Below are 15794 nucleotides of genomic sequence, written 5' to 3' on the forward strand. Positions count from 1 at the left end.
GCGAGGAGGCGACGATGGCGGTTTTCGTGCTGGTGCCCGACTGGTTCACCGGCGGCTGGATCTGGGAGGACGTGGCCGATCGGCTGCGGGTGTCGGGCGCCGGGGCGCACCCGGTGACCCTCACCGGGATGGCGGGCGGCCGGGACGCGGCGCCGCCCGGCACGGACCTGGAGACGCACATCGAGGACGTGCTGCGCGTGGTCGACGGCCTGGACGCACGGGAGGTGGTGCTCGTCGGCCACGGCTACGGCATCCACCCGGTGCTCGGGGCGGCCGACCGCCGGCCGGGGCGGATCGCCCGGATCGTCCACCTGGACGCGGGCAGCCCCGGGGACGGCGACACGGCCCTGCAGGCGGTGCCGGCCCCGGAGGTCCGCCGACCGGTCTCCGCCGGGGCGGCGCACCTGATCCCTCCGCCGCGGCCCGACGGATGGCAGCGCTGGGGCAGCACCGCGGGTCTGTCGGCCGAGGCGCTGGCCCGGCTGTCCGACCGCGCCGCCCCTCAGCCGGCCGGCACCCTGACCCGGCCGCTGCGGCTCTCCGGTGCGGCCGCGGCCCTGCCGGCCACCGGCGTCCTGTGCACCGGGAGCGGCCTGACCGTCGCCCTGCTCGAATCGCTGGTCGCGGCAGGCCGGCCGGAGGCGCGGGACCTCACCCGGCCGACCTCGCGGTTCCTCGAACTCGCCGCCGGGCACTGGCCGATGCTCTCCTGCCCCGGCGACCTGGCCGAGGTGCTGCTGCGGGCCGCCGCCGGCGAGGGCCACCGGATCACGGCCTCCGCCGAACCGCCCGGTCACCTGCGTCCCTTCGTCCTGGACGTGCCGGAGCGGCCCCGCGAGCGGGTCGGCCGGGTCGACCTCCACCTCCCCGACGGCGCCGGGGACGGGCGGCGCCGGCCCGCGGTGCTGTTCGTCCACGGCGGCCCGCTCCCCGCCGACCTGCGGCCCACGCCCCGGGACTGGACGGGACTCGTGGGCCACGCCCGGTACGCGGCGGTACTGGGCGCGGTCGGGGCCGTGCTCGACCACCGGCTGCACGGCTTCGAGGACTACGGGCGGTCCGCCGAGGACCTCGCCGCGGCCGTCGAGTCGGTGCGCGCCGACCCTCGGGTCGACCCGGACCGCATCGCGCTCTGGTGCTTCTCCGCCGGCGGGCTGCTGCTCGCGGACTGGCTCGCCGCTCCTCCGCCGTGGCTGCGGTGCGCGGCGGCGAGCTACCCCGTGCTCGCGCCGCTCCCCGCCTGGGGGCCGGTCGACCCCCGGTTCCGTCCGGTGGATGCGGTCGGCTCGGCCGGGCGGCTGCCGATCGTGCTGACCCGGGCGGGCCGGGAGAACCCCGGGATCGCCGCCACCGTCGCGGAGTTCCTGGCGGCGGCGGAGAAGGCTTCGGCGCGGGTGGAGGTGGTGGACGTGCCGGAGGGGCGTCACGGCTTCGACACCGTCGACCCCGGCGAGTCGTCACGGCAGGCGGTGGAGCGGGCGATGCGGACGGTCGTGGCCCATCTGCGGGTCTGACCGGTCGTCACAGCGGGCGGTCGTCACAGCGGCCGGTTGTCACAGGGGTCGGTCGTCACAGCGGCCGGTTGTCAGGGGGAACGGTCGGTTGTTGGACGGGGGTGGGCCGGACGGGGTCTGCTGGGCGAGGGGGAACCGTTCCCCGTCCGCTCGCCCGTGAGGATCCCATGACCGACAGCCCCGACCTCTCGTTCCTCGACCTGCCCGCCGTGGCGGCGGGCTTCGTCGAGGAGACCCGCCCGCGCGCCCACGGTGCCGGTCTCGACGCCTGGGAGTACCGGCGGGTCACGGCGGGGCTCGCCGCGCTGCGGGAGTGGCCCGGTGTCTGCGGTGCGGCCGCGCGGCGGCACCTGGCGGCGGCCGGGCAGGCCGCGGCGGAGGGGCGGACGGTGACGGCCGGCGAGGCGTACCGGACGGCGGCCCGCTGGTTCCATCTGGCCGGGCTCGTCCCGGACCCGGACCGGGCGGCCGCCGCCCGCGTCGCCACCGCGGCGGACGAGGCGATGCGGGCGGCCCTGGCGCTGCTCGACCCGGGCGCCGAGCGGGTCGAGGGCGAGGGCTTCGCCGGGTGGCTGCGGAGGCCGGCCGGCGTGCGGCGGGCTCCGGTGGTGGTGGTCGTGCCCGGGCTGGACTCCGGCAAGGAGGAGTTCCACCGCGTCGCTGAGGCGCTGCTCGCCCGGGGTTCGGCGGTGCTCGCGATCGACGGCCCCGGCCAGGGTGTGCTCGCCGCGACCAGCACCTTCGAGCCGGACTACCACCGGGTGGTGGGGCGCGCCGTGGACGCCCTGGCGGAGCGGGACGGCCTGGACACCGCGGACGGCGTCGCCGTCATCGGCCTGAGCCTGGGGGGCTGGTTCGCGGCGGCCGCGGCGGCGGGTGAACCGCGGGTCCGGGCGGCGGCGCTGGTCAGCGGCCCGTCCCGGCTGGACTGGGACGCCCTCGTCCCGTTCGTCACCGCGACGCTCGCCCAGCGCTGCGGCGGCATCCATGCCGCCCGTTCCTTCGCCCGCCGGGTCGACCTCGACACCCTCGCCGACCGGCTCGACCTCCCGCTCCTTGTCGTGGAGGGCGGCGAGGACCGCATCCCCGGGGTCACCGGCGCCGAGCTGCCGGCCCGTCGGCTCCCGAACGCGGAGCTGCTGCTCGTCCCGCACGGCAACCACCTGCTCGGCAACGCCCTCGCCGACTGGCTCCCCACCACCGCCGACTGGCTCGCCCGGGCGGCGTCGGCGCGGCTCTGACGCATCCTCCGCCGCAGGACACGGAGCCGGACGCGGCGCAGGATCCGCCCGCCGACCGCCCGGCGGCGGCCGGATCCGTCAGGGGCGGGGGGCCGGCGGGGCGGGGGCCGGGACGGCGAGGAGTAGGCCCGTACGGGCGGCGGTGGCCCCCGCGGTGCCGGTCCACTCTGCGGCGGTGATGTAGAGGGTGGGGACGCCGGCGGGGGTGCCGAGGGCGCAGGAGAAGCAGCCGCGGTCGGTCTCGACGGTCTGCAGGATCTCGCCGCCCTCACGGACCCGGACGCAGCGGCGGTTCGGCACGTCGGCGTACCAGAGCGCCCCCTCGGCATCGAGGCTGATACCGTCGGGAGCCGATCCCTCGACCTCGGCCCAGGTGCGACGGCCCGTCAGACCGCCGTCGGGGGCGATGTCGAAGGCGGTGATCCGGGCTGCGTACGACTCGGCGACGAGCAGGGTCGCGCCGTCCGGGGTGACGGCCATGCCGTTCGGGAAGGCGAGGTCCTCGGCGACGGTGCGGGCGGTGCCGTCGGGCGCGACCAGGGCGACGAGCCCGGGGGCGGGCGGCTCGCCGGTCATGAGGTCGAAGCCGATGCAGTTGGCGTAGGCGTTGCCGCGGCCGTCGGCGGCGACCTCGTTCCAGGGCCGGTCGCAGAGCGGGCGGAGGTCGGCGTAGGGGGTCAGGGTGCCGTCCGGTTCGCGCCGGAGCAGGCGGCGGTCGCTGCCGGCCACGACCAGCAGACGGCCGTCGGGCAGCGGGTCGATGCAGAACGGGAAGGCCTCGACCCGGCCGACCGTCTCACGTGCGCCCTGCTCGTCGACGGTGATCAGCTCGTGGGCGCCCCAGTCGCAGAGCCAGAGCCGGCCGTCGTGCCAGCGCGGGGACTCGCCGAGGACGAGGCCGTCCAGGAGGACACGGGGTTCGGTCACGGCGGGCTCCTCGCTGCGGACGGATGCTCGGCACCATCATGGGCGACCGGGCGCAGCGGGCAGAGGTCGTGCGGGGGCGTGTCGGGGCGTCAGGTCCCGGGCGGCGCCCGGTCCGACGTTGCGCAGCCCCGGGGCGGCCGTCAGGCGGGGCGGGTGGCGGCGATGATGTGGACGGCTTCGGCGATCTGGGCGTCCGTCAGGTCGCCGCGGGCGGTGAGGCGGAGGCGGGAGATGCCGTCGGGGACGGACGGGGGGCGGAAGCAGCCGACGGCGAGGCCGGCGGTGCGGCAGTCGGCGGCCCAGCGGACGGCGGCCTCCGGGCCGGGGGCGCGGACGGAGACGACGGCGGCGTCCGGGGTGGAGGCGTGCAGGCCTGCGGCGGTGAGGCGGGCAGCGAGGGTGTGGGCGACCTCGCGGGCGCGGTCGGCGCGGTGCGGTTCGGCGCGCAGCAGCCGCAGGGCGCCGAGGGCGGCGCCGGCGGCGGCGGGGGCGAGGCCGGTGTCGAAGATGAAGGTGCGGGCGGTCTCGGTGAGGTGCCTGATGACCCGTCGGGGTCCGAGGACGGCGCCGCCCTGGGAGCCGAGCGACTTGGAGAGGGTGACGGTGGCGACGGTGTCGGGTCCGCCGGCGAGGCCCGCGGCGGCGAGGGCGCCGCGCCCGCCGCGGCCGAGGACGCCGAGGCCGTGGGCGTCGTCGACGAGCAGCGCGGCGCCGTGCGCGCGGGCGGCGGCGGAGTGCCCGGCGAGCGGGGCGGCGTTGCCGTCGACGGAGAAGACGGAGTCGGTGACGACGAGGGCGCGGCGGTGCGAGCGGGCGGCGAGCACCTCGCGGACGGCGTCCGGGTCGGCGTGCGGGGCGCGGTGGACGTCGCTGCGGGCGAGCCGGCAGCCGTCGATCAGCGAGGCGTGGTTGTACGCGTCGGAGACGATCAGGGTGTCGGGGTCGGTGAGTGCGGTGAGTGCGGCGAGGTTGGCGGCGTACCCGGAGGAGAACACCAGGGCGGCCTCGAAGCCGCAGAACTCGGCGAGTTCGTCCTCGAGTTCGGTGTGCAGCGCGGTGGTGCCGGTGACCAGGCGGGAGCCGGTGGCGCCGCCGCCCCAGCGGCGGGCGGCCTCGGCGGCGGCCTCGGTGACGGCGGGGTGGTGGACGAGGCCCAGGTAGTCGTTGCTCGCGAGGTCCAGCACCGGGTCGTCGGCGGGGCGGCTGCGCAGGGTGCGGGTGAGCCCGGCGCGGGCGCGGAGGTCGGCGGCCTCGTCCAGCCAGTCGAAGACGGCGGACGGCGCGAGGGTCTGCTGCGGCACGGTGGGGTGGACCATGGCCGCACTCTGGCACGGCGGCGCTACGGGCGGCAACGTGCGTCGGCCCACAGTGGCGCGTGTGTCGGCCCGGCCCCTGACGGGGGGTGCTGCGCGTAGACTCCCCCGACCGGCTGGAGTCCTGGCGAGGGGAGAGCTGGTGGAGAACGGCCGCCTGACCGTGCGGGACGTGCTGGCGCTGGAGCTGGTCGCGCCGTGGGACGCGGAGGTGGTCGCCTGCCCGGACCGGTTGGACCGGCCGGTGCGCTGGCTGCACGTCGCGGAGGCGGCGGACGTCGCGGTGATGCTGACCGGCGGTGAGATGGTGCTGACCACCGGTCTGCTGCTGGCCGGGGACGAGCAGGCGCAGGCCGCGTACATGGAGTCGATGCGGCGGTCCGGGGCGGCCGCGGTGGTGCTGGGGTTGGGGCGGGCGTTCTCGACCACGCCGGGGGCGATGCGGCGGGCGGCGCAGCGCTGCGGGGTGCCGTTGGTGGTGCTGCACCGGCCGGCGCCGTTCGCCCGGCTGACGGAGGAGGTGCACGCGCGGCTGTTGCACGGCCGGTACGCGGCGCTGGACCTGTCGGACCGGATGGGCGGTTCGCTGGCGGCGCTGAATCTGTCCGGGGTGCCGTTGCAGCGGCTGCTGGACGAGATCGCGGGTTTCGCGGGGTGTCCTGCAGTGGTGGTGAACCTGGCGCACCGGGTGCTGGCCTCGGCCGGGGAGCCGGGGGCGCTGGGTGATCTGCTGCGGGACTGGGAGCGGGTGTCCCGGCAGGTCGCGGAGCTGCTGGGGAACGGGCCGGTGACGCCGGGCCCGGACGGCTGGGTGGTGGCGCGGTTGGAGGCGCGCGGTCGGCAGTGGGGTCACCTGGTGCTGTTCGGGCACCAGGGCGGCGAGGAGACCGGGCGGGTGCTGGGGCGGGTGGCGGCGGAGGCGCTGGCGGTGCACCGGCTGCTGGCGGACCCGGTGGGCAGCCGGCAGCGCGGCTGGGAGGACCAGGCGGCGGAGGCGCTGCTCGCGGACCTGGCCTCGGGCACGGCCCGCCCCGAGCATCTGCTGCCGCGGTTCCGGGCCGCGGGGCTGCCGACCGAGCGGCGCACCTTCGTGCCGGTGGTGCTGCGGCCGCCGTCCGGGGCGGGGGTGCTGTGCGAGGCGGTGCGCCGGACGCTGGACGAGGAGGCGCTGGCCGGTCTGGTGGCCCGGGTGGGGCCGGACGGGGCGATCGCGGTGCTGCTCAGCGTGCCGCCGGAGCGGGACGCGGACGCCGAGGTGGACCGGCTGGCGGTGCGGCTGCTGGAGCGGGTCGAGGGGGCGGTGCTCGGCGCGGGTTTCGGCTGCCGGGTGCTGGACGAGGTGCGCCGCTCCTTCCTGGAGGCGGTGCACGTCGCGGACGCGGCGCTGGCCGGACCGCCGTCCGGCCCGGTGGCGCGGCTGCGGGACGTGCGGCTGCGCGGCCTGGTCCGGCTGCTGCGGGACGAGCCGGAGCTGCAGGCGTTCATCGGCCGGGAGCTCGGGCCGCTGCTGGGCCGCAAGGAGTTGCTGGACGTGCTGCGCACCTATCTGCGGACGGGCCGGAACAAGTCGCTGGCGGCGCAGGAGCAGCACGTCAGCCGGCCCGCGATGTACCGGCGGCTGCAGAGCATCGAGTCGCTGCTCGGGATCGACCTGGACGATCTGGAGCAGCTGACCTCGCTGTACGTGGCGCTGCTCGCGCACGACGCGCAGCGCGGGCCGTAGGGCCTGTGTTTGCCGGGGCCGGGTGGGCGGGCCAGAGTGGAGGTGCCGGCGTCGCGGCTCGTCAACGGAGCAGATCATGGCAGTTCCCCGCCCCGTCCCGGCCGGGCCGGCCGACGGCTGGGGCTTCGAGACGATCCCGGTCGGCCAGGGGCCGCACAGTGTGACGGTGAGCCGGGACGGCAGCCGGGTGTACGTGACGTGCGCGCGGACGGGTTCGGTGACGGCCGTGGAGCCGACCCGGCGACAGGTGGCGGCGGTCCACCGGGTCGGGGCGTCGCTGTACGGGGTGGCGGTGAGCCCGGACGGGGAGCGGCTGTACACGGCTGACCCGAGCCGGTGCGCGCTGTCGGTGGTGGGGGCGGAGAGCGGCGCGGTGGCGGCCGAGACGGTGTTCGAGGAGCGTCCGTTCGGGCTGGCGATGGCGCCGAACGGGGCGCGGCTGCTGGTGTCGGCGCCGCGCGAGAACGCGGTGCTGGTCACGGACGGCCTGGGTGCGCCGCGGGGCCGGCTCACCGGGGTGGACTTCGCGGTGGGGCTGGCGCTGAGCCCGGACGGCCGGCTGCTGTACGCGGCGAACGTCTTCGCGGGCACGGTGAGCGTGCTGGACGTATCGGGCCTCGGCTCGCTGGCGGGCAGCGCGGCGGCCGTCGCGGCGGCGCGGATCCCGGTGGCCCGCAGCCCGTACGGCCTGGCGCTGAGCCCGGACGGCGGGCGGCTGTACGTGGCGCACTTCCCGTTCGACCTGGTCTCGGTGGTGGACACCGACGAGCGGGCGGTGGCGGGCACGTTCGCGGTGCCGGACGGCCCGCGCGGGGTGGCGGTGAGCCCGGACGGCGCCAAGCTCTACGTGGCGAACGGCTTCGCGAGCACGGTGACGGTGGTGGAGCTCTGGGGCCGCGGGGACGGCGGTGATCGGCGGCTGCGATGACGGCGGGTTTCCGGACGGCCACCCGGCGCGTTCGCCCGCACCCGGCTCTACAGCGCTGTAGAGTCCAACGGCCGGGTGCGAACGACACGGGAGGCGGGCGACGGTGGACAACGTGCGGACACAGGCGTGGGAGCCGCCGCAGGCGCAGGTGGAGCGGGCGTACCAGCCGGTCGAGGTCCGGTTCGAGGACGGCAGCTGGGCGGTCGGCCGGATCAACGCCTGGTGGCGGCCGACGGACGGCAGCCCGTGGTGCCGGGTGCGGCTGCTGCGCCGCGGCGGCCCGGAGCGCTGGATGGTCTTCGACCCGGAGCAGCTGATGCTCCTGCCGGCCGGCGGCATCTGAGCCGGGGCGTCCGGGCCGGGACATCCGGCCCGTGCGGCGGGAGTCGACCGCTCCCCCGGTGGGAAGATCCTCCCCGTCGGGAGTGCCGCGCACGGCGCGCGTCCCGGCTGCAGGGCGTCGGATCAGCGAAAGGGTGACGGGCCTGATGAGCGTGAACCTGGGCAAGGGCGAGAAGGTCGACCTCGGCAAGCCGGGCGGTGGCTCGCTGGAGGTCGTGCGGATGGGCCTGGGCTGGCAGGCCGCGCCCCGCAAGGGGTTCTTCGCCAAGCTGATGGCCCGTGAGATCGACCTGGACGCCTCGGCCGTGCTGTTCGCCGGCCGCACGCCGGTGGACGTGGTCTACTTCCAGCACCTGACGAGCTCCGACGGCTCGGTGCGGCACGGCGGAGACAACCTGACCGGCGGCGCCGGGCAGGGCGCGGACGACGAGGTCATCACGGTGGACCTGACCCGGGTGCCGAAGAAGGTCGACCAGATCGTCTTCACGGTCAACTCGTTCACCGGCCAGACCTTCCAGGACGTGCAGAACGCGTTCTGCCGGCTGGTCGACGACTCCACCGGCCGGGAGCTGGCCCGCTACACGCTGACCGGCGGCGGCAGCCACACCGCGCAGATCATGGCGAAGGTGCACCGGTCGAACGGCGGCTGGCAGATGACGGCGATCGGCGTGCCCGCGCAGGGCCGGACCTTCCAGGACGTGATCCCGGACATCGAGCCGCACCTCTGAGCCGCACCGCCCGGGCCGCACCGCCGAGCGGCCACGGCGAGCCACGGCGGGCGGGGCGGGCGACACTGGGGGCGAGGGCCCCCGGGCTTGTCCGGGACGGCCCGCCGCGGTACGGGACGGAGGCAGCTCGGATGGGTGGTGCCGGGCCCCGCGCGCCCGAACGCGACCGCGCCCCGTGGCCGCCGATCGACCTGCTCGGGCGGATCCGGCACGACCCCACGCACATGGCGGAGCGGGCGGCGCTGTTCGGCGTCGAACGGCTCGGCCGGGAGTCCGTCGAACGGCTCGCGAAGATGCGCAGGTCGGTGCCGCCGGAGCGGCTCAAGGACACCGTGGTCGAACGGGGCGTGCACACCGCGATCGCGGAGGGCGCCTTCGTCGGCGGGCCCTTCATGGGGCTGATCCCGGTGATGTTCTGTGCCGCGCTGCTCGCCCAGGGCCGGATGGTGCTGGAACTCGCCGAGCTGTCCGGACGGTCGGCCACCGATCCCGAGCGGGCCGTCGACATGCTGGTCCTGCAGGGCGCCTACCCCACCCGGGAGCAGGCCCGGCGGGCGCTCGCCGAGCTGCCGGAGCCGGACGATGCGGCGGAGGGCGCGGCGGAGGGCACGGAGGCCGGCACGGCTGGTGGCACGGCGGAGGGCTCTGCGGCCGGCGAACCGGCACCGAAGCTGTCGCTGCGCGAGTGGCTGCGCGTGGTCGAGCGGATGGCCTACGTGCTCGGCGTGATCTCGCCGGGCGGTAGCAGCGCGGCGGCCGGGCGGCTGCGCTATCTGCGCTGGGCCGGGGTGGTGCTGCTGGTCGCGGTCGGCCTGATGCTCCCGTTCGTCTGGGTGCCGGTGCTGGGCGTGGCGTACCGCTCGGCGACGCTGCGGCTGGCGACCCGGGCGTCGATCCTGTTCGGGCTGGTCGAGGACGAGCGGGATCAGGCGGCACGGACCCGCGGGCGGGGCCGGGTGCGGCCGCTCGCGATGCTGGTCTTCCTGCGGACGATCGCGGTGCTGGTGGTGCCGTTCGCCGTATCGGTGATCATGGTATTCACCGGGGCCCACATCGCCAACCAGCGCTGGCTGGCGGTCGCCGCCGGAGTGGTCGGGGTGTCGATCGGGTCCTGCCTGGTGTGGCGGTTCCGCCAGTGGCGGCGGGGGCACTGACCCTCACTCGTAGGTGGCGAGGGCCGCCTCCAGCCACTCCACCCAGTACGTCTCCAGGCCGATGCCGGCCCGCAGCACCAGGTGTTGCAGCCGGTTCTCGCCGCCGGCCCGCTCGGCCGGGAAGTCGCGCAGCTCGATCTCCCGGTACTCGTCCAACTGCCGCTGGTGCAGGTCGAGGTGGCGGCGCAGCTCGTCCTCCAGGGCGGCGCCGGCGCCGACCGCGGCGGCGGCCCGCAGGCGCAGCAGCAGCGGATCGCGGATGGGCCGCGGGTCCTGCGGCTGCCCGATCCACTCGGTGAGGGCGGCCCGGCCCTCGGGGAGCACCTCGTACTCCTTGCGCTGGCCGCGGCTGGGCGGCTGGGGGACGGCGCGGATCAGGCCGTCCTTCTCCAGCCGCCCGAGCTCGCGGTAGATCTGCTGGTGGGTGGCGGACCAGAAGTAGCGGATCGACTTGTCGAAGCGGCGCGTCAACTCCAGTCCCGAGGACGGCTTCTCCAGCAGGGCGGTGAGGATGGCGTGCGGCAGCGACATGAGGTGATCCTAGATCGTCAGTCCGTTCCGCCGAGGGCGTCGGCGACCAGGGCGCGGGCCTCGTCCTGGACCTGGGCGAGGTGGGCGGGGCCGTGGAAGCTCTCGGCGTAGATCTTGTAGACGTCCTCGGTGCCGGAGGGGCGGGCGGCGAACCAGGCGTTCTCGGTGCAGACCTTGAGGCCGCCGATGGCGGCGCCGTTGCCGGGGGCCTCGGTGAGCACCGCGGTGACCGGCTCGCCGGCCAGCCGGTCGGCGCGGACCTGGGCGGGCGAGAGCCTGCCGAGGACGGCCTTCTGCTCGCGGGTGGCGGGGGCGTCGACCCGGGCGTAGGCGGGGTCGCCGAACCGGGCGGTGAGCTCGCCGTACAGCGCGGAGGGGCTGCGGCCGGTGACGGCGGTGATCTCGGAGGCGAGCAGGGCGAGCAGGATGCCGTCCTTGTCGGTCGTCCACACCGAGCCGTCCCGGCGCAGGAAGGACGCGCCGGCGGACTCCTCGCCGCCGAAGGCGACGCTGCCGTCGAGCAGCCCGTCGACGAACCACTTGAAGCCGACCGGCACCTCGACCAGCTCGCGCTTCAGCTCGGCGGCCACCCGGTCGATCATCGAGGAGGACACCAGGGTCTTGCCGACCGCTGCCGTCTCGGCCCAGCCGCCGCGGTGCCGGAAGAGGTAGTCGATCGCCACGGCGAGGTAGTGGTTGGGGTTCATCAGGCCGCCGTCGGGGGTGACGATGCCGTGCCGGTCGGCGTCGGCGTCGTTGCCGGTGGCGACGGTGTACTCGTCCTTGCGGCCGATCAGGGAGGCCATCGCGGAGGGTGAGGAGCAGTCCATCCGGATCCTGCCGTCCCAGTCCAGGGTCATGAACCGCCAGGTCGGGTCGGTGAGCGGGTTGACCACGGTGAGGTCCAGGCGGTGGGTCTCGGCGATCCGGCCCCAGTAGGCGACCGAGGCGCCGCCCAGCGGGTCCGCACCGATCCGCACGCCCGCGGCGCGGACGGCGTCGAGGTCGAGCACCTGCGGGAGGTCCTCGGTGTAGGTGGTGACGTAGTCGTACCGGCCGGTGGTGTCGGCGGCCAGCGCCCGCGTGTACGGGATGCGGCGGACGCCGGCGAGGCCGGCCTCGATCAGGGCGTTGGCGCGGTCCTGGATCCAGCCGGTGGCGGCCGACCCGGCCGGACCGCCGCTCGGCGGGTTGTACTTGAAGCCGCCGTCCCGCGGCGGGTTGTGCGAGGGCGTGACCACGATGCCGTCGGCGAGCTGCCGCGGGTGGGTCCGGTTGTGGGCGAGGATCGCGTGCGAGACCGCCGGGGTCGGGGTGAAGCCGTCGGCGCTGTCCAGCAGCACGGTGACGCCGTTGGCGGCGAGCACCTCCAGGGCGGTGGCCCGGGCCGGCTCGGAGAGAGCGTGGGTGTCGATGCCGAGGAAGAGCGGGCCGGTGGTGCCCTGGGCCGCGCGGTACTCGCAGATCGCCTGGGTGGTCGCGGCGATGTGGTCCTCGTTGAACGCGGTGTCCAGCGAGGAGCCGCGGTGGCCGGAGGTACCGAACGCCACCCGCTGGCCCGGCTCGGTCGGGTCCGGATGCAACGTCCAGTACGCGGTCACCAGCCGGGCCACGTCCACCAGGTCCTCCGGACCGGCGGGCCGGCCGGCACGAGCGTGCACCATCGTCTCTCCTCCTGGTCACCGCCCTCGGTACGGACCGGAGGGGCGGGGAGTGGGTGCCGCCTCCGTCGGCGGCCGCTGCGCGTTCGCCTTCAGACCTACCCCGGGCGCCGCACCGCATTCGGCCGCCAACCCGGTCGGCCCTGTCGCCGGTACCGCCGCCATCGCGGTGCGCCGGGCCCGCAGGGCACGGACGGCCCCGCGGACCGGCGGCGCGCCGATCAGGCCGAGCACCGCGCCGATCGCCAGGCCGAACAGGTTGTCCCAGACGTCCTGCTCGTCGCAGGCCCGGCCGAGCACCGGCAGCGCGTACTGCAGGGCCTCCACGCCGACCGGCAGGGCGAGCGCGGTGACCGTGCCGGCGATCCGCCGCGGCCAGGTGCCGGCCAGCGCGACGGCGGCGCCGAGCGGGACGAACAGCGCCACGTTGAGGCTGCTCTGGGTGGCGGTGAGCAGCTCGGCGAGCGGCCGCGGCCCGGCCTGGCCGAACACGCAGGCGTCGGCGGCGTAGCGGGCGTTCTCCCAGAGCGGGCGGCGGATGTCCGGGAGCAGGGTGAGGGTGACGATCCCGCCGAGCGAGAGCACGAGGAGGAAGCCGGCGACCCGGTGCGCGGCGAGCAGGGGGCCCGCCGGACGGGCGAGCAGCAGGGCCAGCACGAGCGAGCCGAGCACCCCGGGCCACAGCAGCGGGGATGCGTCCATGACAGCTTTGATCACGGAACCGGGGACGCCGGGCGCGCCGTGCCCGGTTCGCCACCTGCAGTGACGGACCCCGGCTCTGCCCCGGCGGACGGGGATTCGCCGGACGATCACACGCACGAGTGACGTCACCCCCGTGCGCCCTTCCTGCTCCCCCTCACGCTCCGTCACCGTGACTCACAGGCGGATCGCTCGGACACGTACCGATACCGGCCGCTTTCCCGTCACGATCTCCACATGTCGAGGAAACTGATCCGTCATCACATGCGTTTATCAACGTGAACATGTCCAGCCGGCCGGCCACGGGAGGGGGAGCACCGGTGCGTACACGCGGCACGATCGCCGGCCTGCTGGCCGCCCTGCTCGGCCTCGCCCTGCTGCTGGGCGGCGGCGCCTCCGGCGCCCTGAAGCCCCGCCAGGCCGTCCCGGCCGCGGCCTCCGCCGACATCGCCGAGCACAAGGAGACCGAGAAGGAGCTGCCGGCCGGTGTGCCGCTGCGGCACGGCCCGCACGCGGCCGGCCGGCCCGCCCCGGGCGGCGGCACCGTACTGCGGCCGGTCGCCCCCGCCGTGGCGGCCACCGCGGCCGCCGACCCGTCCGCCCGGCCCGGGGCGCCCGGCGCGCCCCTCCCCTACCCGTCCAGACCCACCGGTGGATCCACCGCCTCCGTGTACCAGGTCTTCCGCTGCTGACCGTGCCCGGGGCCCGCTCGTCGGACCCCGCCGCCCGGCCCGCGACCGCGCCGCGCTGACCCGCGCCCGGCCGCGCCGCCGCACGCTCACCGCGACCGCCGCCCGACGCGGCGGGAAGCCCTCGTCCACATCACGCCCCCGCGCGACCGCGCGCCGGGGCCATGGAGGTATGCCCCGATGGACCCCTTGATCGACCGCGCCCGCTCCTTCCGCGACCGGGCCGCCCAGGACGGCCGGCAGTTCCTCGGCCTGGCGGCCGGGCAGTCCCCGCAGGCCCTGTTCATCACCTGCTCCGACTCGCGGGTCGTCCCGTCCCTGATCACCGGTGCCGACCCCGGCGACCTCTTCGAACTGCGCACCGCGGGCAACATCGTCCCGCCCTACCGGGTCGACCACCCGTCCGGCGAGGCCGCGACGGTCGAGTACGCCGTCGAGGTGCTCGGCGTACGCGACATCGTCGTGTGCGGCCACTCGCACTGCGGGGCGGTCGGCGCGGTCGTCCGCGGCGACGACCTCAGCGCCGTGCCGGCCGTCCGCGGCTGGCTGGCGACCACCGACCGCGCCGCGCTCGCCGACGGCCGCGCCGAGATCTTCGACCCCACGGTGGCCGGCCCGGTGCAGCGGCACGTCCTGACCCAGCTCGACCGGCTGCGCGACTACCCGGGCATCGCCCGCCGCACGGCCGACGGGCAACTGCGCCTGCACGCCTGGTTCTACGAGGTGCACACCGGCCTGGTCCTGGCCCACCGGCCGGACCACGACGCCTTCCTCCCGCTCTGAGCGGCCCTTGAGCCGGCCGTTCCACGACCGACCCACAGAGGACCTCATGTTGCGCACAACCGCATTCGACCCGCCCGCCCTCCGGGCGGACTTCGCCGCCTCCCTCGTCGTCTTCCTGGTCGCCCTGCCGCTCTGCGTCGGCGTGGCCGTCGCCTCCGGCGTCCCCGCCGAACTCGGCCTGGTCACCGGCATCGTCGGCGGCCTGCTGACCGGGCTGCTGCCCGGCAGCAGCCTCCAGGTGTCCGGCCCGGCCGCCGGCCTGACCGTGCTGGTCTACGAGGCAGTCACCGAGTTCGGCATCGGCGCGCTCGGCGTCATGGTGCTGACCGCCGGCCTGCTCCAGCTGCTCATGGGCGTACTGAGACTCGGCCGGCTGTTCCGCGCCATCTCGGTGTCCGTGGTGCACGGCATGCTGGCCGGCATCGGCCTGGTGCTGATCGCCGGGCAGCTGTACGCGCTGGCCGGCGCCAAGGCGAGGGGCAGCGGCCCATCGAACATCGCCGGGCTGCCCGGCCTGGTCGCCGACACCGCCGGCTCCTCCACCGGACTCGCCTCGCTCGCCGTCGGCGCCGGCACCGTGGCGGTGCTGGTGCTCTGGAAGAGGATGCCCGCCAAGGCCCGCGCCCTGCCCGCACCGCTCGCCGCGGTCGGCCTCGCCACCGCGGCCGTCGCCGCGCTCGGCCTGCCGATCGCCAAGGTCGAGGTGAAGGGCCTGCTCGGGGTGATCGAACCGCCGGACGCCTCCGGCTTCGCGGTGCTCACCGAGGCCGGGGCGATCGCCACCGTCCTCGCCTTCACCCTGATCGCCTCCGCGGAGAGCCTGTTCAGCGCCGCCGCGGTGGACCGGCTGCACGACGGCCCGCGCACCGACTACGACCGCGAGCTCATCGCGCAGGGCGCCGGGAACACCGTCTGCGGCCTGCTCGGCGCACTGCCGATGACCGCCGTCATCGTCCGCAGCGCGGCCAACGTCCAGGCCGGCGCCCGCACCAAGGCCGCCCGGGTCATGCACGGCCTGTGGCTGCTGCTGTTCGCCGCCCTGTTGCCGGCCGCGCTCGGGGTGATCCCGCTGGCCGCCCTGGCCGGTGTCCTGGTGCACGCCGGCTGCAAACTGCTGCCCGTCTCGGCGATCCGGCCGCTGTGGCGCTCGCACCGCGGTGAAGCCGTCGTGCTGGTGGCCACGGCCGTCGCGATCGTCGCCACCAACATGTTCGAGGGCGTACTCCTCGGCCTGGTGCTCGCGGTGCTGAAGACCGCCTGGGAGACCTCCTCCGTTCACCTGGAGGTGACGGACACCGCGGACGGCCCCATCCGGGTCGCGGTCACCGGCAACGCCACCTTCCTGCGGCTGCCGCGCATCCTGGACACCCTGGAGGCGCTGCCGCGGGACCGGCCGATCGAACTCGACCTGAGCGCGCTGCGCCACCTCGACCACGCCTGCCGCACCGCGCTGCAGGATTGGGCGGGCCGGCACAACGAGCTCGGGGTCGACCCGGTGCACGCACCCTCGCCGAACTGATCACCTCCGGCGCCTACGACCGGCACGTCCGGCGCAGCCGGC

15 protein-coding genes are annotated in these 15794 nt (G+C 76.0%); 10 read left to right on the plus strand and 5 right to left on the minus strand.

Annotated elements, in window-relative coordinates:
* Positions 1-14: 14 nt before the first annotated feature.
* Together AB0P35_RS30640 and AB0P35_RS30645 are read left to right on the plus strand one after the other, a co-directional pair.
* Positions 15-1514: a dienelactone hydrolase family protein gene (locus AB0P35_RS30640; protein WP_363517217.1), complete on the plus strand. Its 1500-nt coding sequence runs from the start codon at positions 15-17 to the stop codon at positions 1512-1514.
* A gap of 167 nt (positions 1515-1681) precedes the next feature.
* On the plus strand, positions 1682-2755 hold the full coding sequence (locus tag AB0P35_RS30645; protein WP_363517220.1) for an alpha/beta fold hydrolase: 1074 nt from the start codon (positions 1682-1684) through the stop codon (positions 2753-2755).
* A 78-nt stretch (positions 2756-2833) separates the two neighbouring features.
* On the opposite strand, the gene AB0P35_RS30650 is transcribed toward AB0P35_RS30645, so the two are convergent.
* Positions 2834-3682 carry an SMP-30/gluconolactonase/LRE family protein gene (locus AB0P35_RS30650; RefSeq protein WP_363517223.1) on the minus strand — a complete coding sequence of 283 codons (849 nt, stop codon included), beginning with the start codon at positions 3680-3682 and terminating at the stop codon, positions 2834-2836.
* A 140-nt stretch (positions 3683-3822) separates the two neighbouring features.
* Positions 3823-4998: an 8-amino-7-oxononanoate synthase gene (locus AB0P35_RS30655; protein ID WP_363517226.1), complete on the minus strand. Its 1176-nt coding sequence runs from the start codon at positions 4996-4998 to the stop codon at positions 3823-3825.
* A 139-nt stretch (positions 4999-5137) separates the two neighbouring features.
* On the opposite strand from AB0P35_RS30655, the gene AB0P35_RS30660 reads away from it, so the two are divergent.
* The 5 genes from AB0P35_RS30660 (at position 5138) to AB0P35_RS30680 (ending at position 9870) form a co-directional block, all read left to right on the plus strand.
* Positions 5138-6718 carry a PucR family transcriptional regulator ligand-binding domain-containing protein gene (locus tag AB0P35_RS30660; protein WP_257018878.1) on the plus strand — a complete coding sequence of 527 codons (1581 nt, stop codon included), beginning with the start codon at positions 5138-5140 and terminating at the stop codon, positions 6716-6718.
* Positions 6719-6794: 76 nt separating this feature from the next.
* Positions 6795-7646 carry a YncE family protein gene (locus AB0P35_RS30665; protein ID WP_363517230.1) on the plus strand — a complete coding sequence of 284 codons (852 nt, stop codon included), beginning with the start codon at positions 6795-6797 and terminating at the stop codon, positions 7644-7646.
* A 112-nt stretch (positions 7647-7758) separates the two neighbouring features.
* Complete coding sequence (locus tag AB0P35_RS30670; protein ID WP_257018879.1) at positions 7759-7989, plus strand: hypothetical protein; 231 nt, start codon at positions 7759-7761, stop codon at positions 7987-7989.
* 145 nt (positions 7990-8134) lie between these two features.
* Entirely contained in the window at positions 8135-8716 is a 582-nt protein-coding gene (locus AB0P35_RS30675) for a TerD family protein (protein ID WP_095871465.1), read from the plus strand.
* 131 nt (positions 8717-8847) lie between these two features.
* Complete coding sequence (locus AB0P35_RS30680) at positions 8848-9870, plus strand: hypothetical protein (protein WP_363517234.1); 1023 nt, start codon at positions 8848-8850, stop codon at positions 9868-9870.
* 3 nt (positions 9871-9873) lie between these two features.
* Here AB0P35_RS30680 and AB0P35_RS30685 read toward each other — a convergent pair whose 3' ends face one another.
* Genes AB0P35_RS30685 through AB0P35_RS30695 form a run of 3 tightly spaced genes read right to left on the minus strand, consistent with a single transcriptional unit; the run spans position 9874 to position 12764 of the window.
* Positions 9874-10401: a PadR family transcriptional regulator gene (locus AB0P35_RS30685; protein WP_095871467.1), complete on the minus strand. Its 528-nt coding sequence runs from the start codon at positions 10399-10401 to the stop codon at positions 9874-9876.
* 17 nt (positions 10402-10418) lie between these two features.
* Positions 10419-12065 carry a phosphoglucomutase (alpha-D-glucose-1,6-bisphosphate-dependent) gene (gene pgm / locus AB0P35_RS30690; RefSeq protein ID WP_363517238.1) on the minus strand — a complete coding sequence of 549 codons (1647 nt, stop codon included), beginning with the start codon at positions 12063-12065 and terminating at the stop codon, positions 10419-10421.
* A gap of 15 nt (positions 12066-12080) precedes the next feature.
* Positions 12081-12764: a VanZ family protein gene (locus AB0P35_RS30695; protein WP_363517241.1), complete on the minus strand. Its 684-nt coding sequence runs from the start codon at positions 12762-12764 to the stop codon at positions 12081-12083.
* 317 nt (positions 12765-13081) lie between these two features.
* Between AB0P35_RS30695 and AB0P35_RS30700 the strand changes: the two genes are divergently transcribed.
* The 3 genes from AB0P35_RS30700 (at position 13082) to AB0P35_RS30710 (ending at position 15752) form a co-directional block, all read left to right on the plus strand.
* A complete protein-coding gene (locus AB0P35_RS30700) occupies positions 13082-13453 on the plus strand; it encodes a hypothetical protein (RefSeq protein ID WP_363517244.1) in 372 nt (123 codons plus the stop codon).
* Positions 13454-13630: 177 nt separating this feature from the next.
* Positions 13631-14233: a carbonic anhydrase gene (locus tag AB0P35_RS30705; RefSeq protein ID WP_363517247.1), complete on the plus strand. Its 603-nt coding sequence runs from the start codon at positions 13631-13633 to the stop codon at positions 14231-14233.
* 46 nt (positions 14234-14279) lie between these two features.
* Entirely contained in the window at positions 14280-15752 is a 1473-nt protein-coding gene (locus tag AB0P35_RS30710) for a SulP family inorganic anion transporter (protein ID WP_363517250.1), read from the plus strand.
* Positions 15753-15794 lie beyond the last annotated feature (42 nt).

Source organism: Kitasatospora sp. NPDC085879 (genome assembly GCF_040686255.1).
GTDB lineage: Bacteria > Actinomycetota > Actinomycetes > Streptomycetales > Streptomycetaceae > Kitasatospora.

Bases quoted from the DNA above. Each gene is read 5' to 3' on its own strand.
- AB0P35_RS30645 (WP_363517220.1), top strand. From the start codon at position 1,682: ATGACCGACAGCCCCGACCTCTCGTTCCTCGACCTGCCCGCCGTGGCG.
- AB0P35_RS30665 (WP_363517230.1), top strand. From the start codon at position 6,795: ATGGCAGTTCCCCGCCCCGTCCCGGCCGGGCCGGCCGACGGCTGGGGC.
- AB0P35_RS30655 (WP_363517226.1), bottom strand. From the start codon at position 4,998: ATGGTCCACCCCACCGTGCCGCAGCAGACCCTCGCGCCGTCCGCCGTC.
- AB0P35_RS30680 (WP_363517234.1), top strand. From the start codon at position 8,848: ATGGGTGGTGCCGGGCCCCGCGCGCCCGAACGCGACCGCGCCCCGTGG.
- AB0P35_RS30640 (WP_363517217.1), top strand. From the start codon at position 15: ATGGCGGTTTTCGTGCTGGTGCCCGACTGGTTCACCGGCGGCTGGATC.
- pgm (WP_363517238.1), bottom strand. From the start codon at position 12,065: ATGGTGCACGCTCGTGCCGGCCGGCCCGCCGGTCCGGAGGACCTGGTG.
- AB0P35_RS30705 (WP_363517247.1), top strand. From the start codon at position 13,631: ATGGACCCCTTGATCGACCGCGCCCGCTCCTTCCGCGACCGGGCCGCC.
- AB0P35_RS30695 (WP_363517241.1), bottom strand. From the start codon at position 12,764: ATGGACGCATCCCCGCTGCTGTGGCCCGGGGTGCTCGGCTCGCTCGTG.
- AB0P35_RS30675 (WP_095871465.1), top strand. From the start codon at position 8,135: ATGAGCGTGAACCTGGGCAAGGGCGAGAAGGTCGACCTCGGCAAGCCG.
- AB0P35_RS30710 (WP_363517250.1), top strand. From the start codon at position 14,280: ATGTTGCGCACAACCGCATTCGACCCGCCCGCCCTCCGGGCGGACTTC.
- AB0P35_RS30685 (WP_095871467.1), bottom strand. From the start codon at position 10,401: ATGTCGCTGCCGCACGCCATCCTCACCGCCCTGCTGGAGAAGCCGTCC.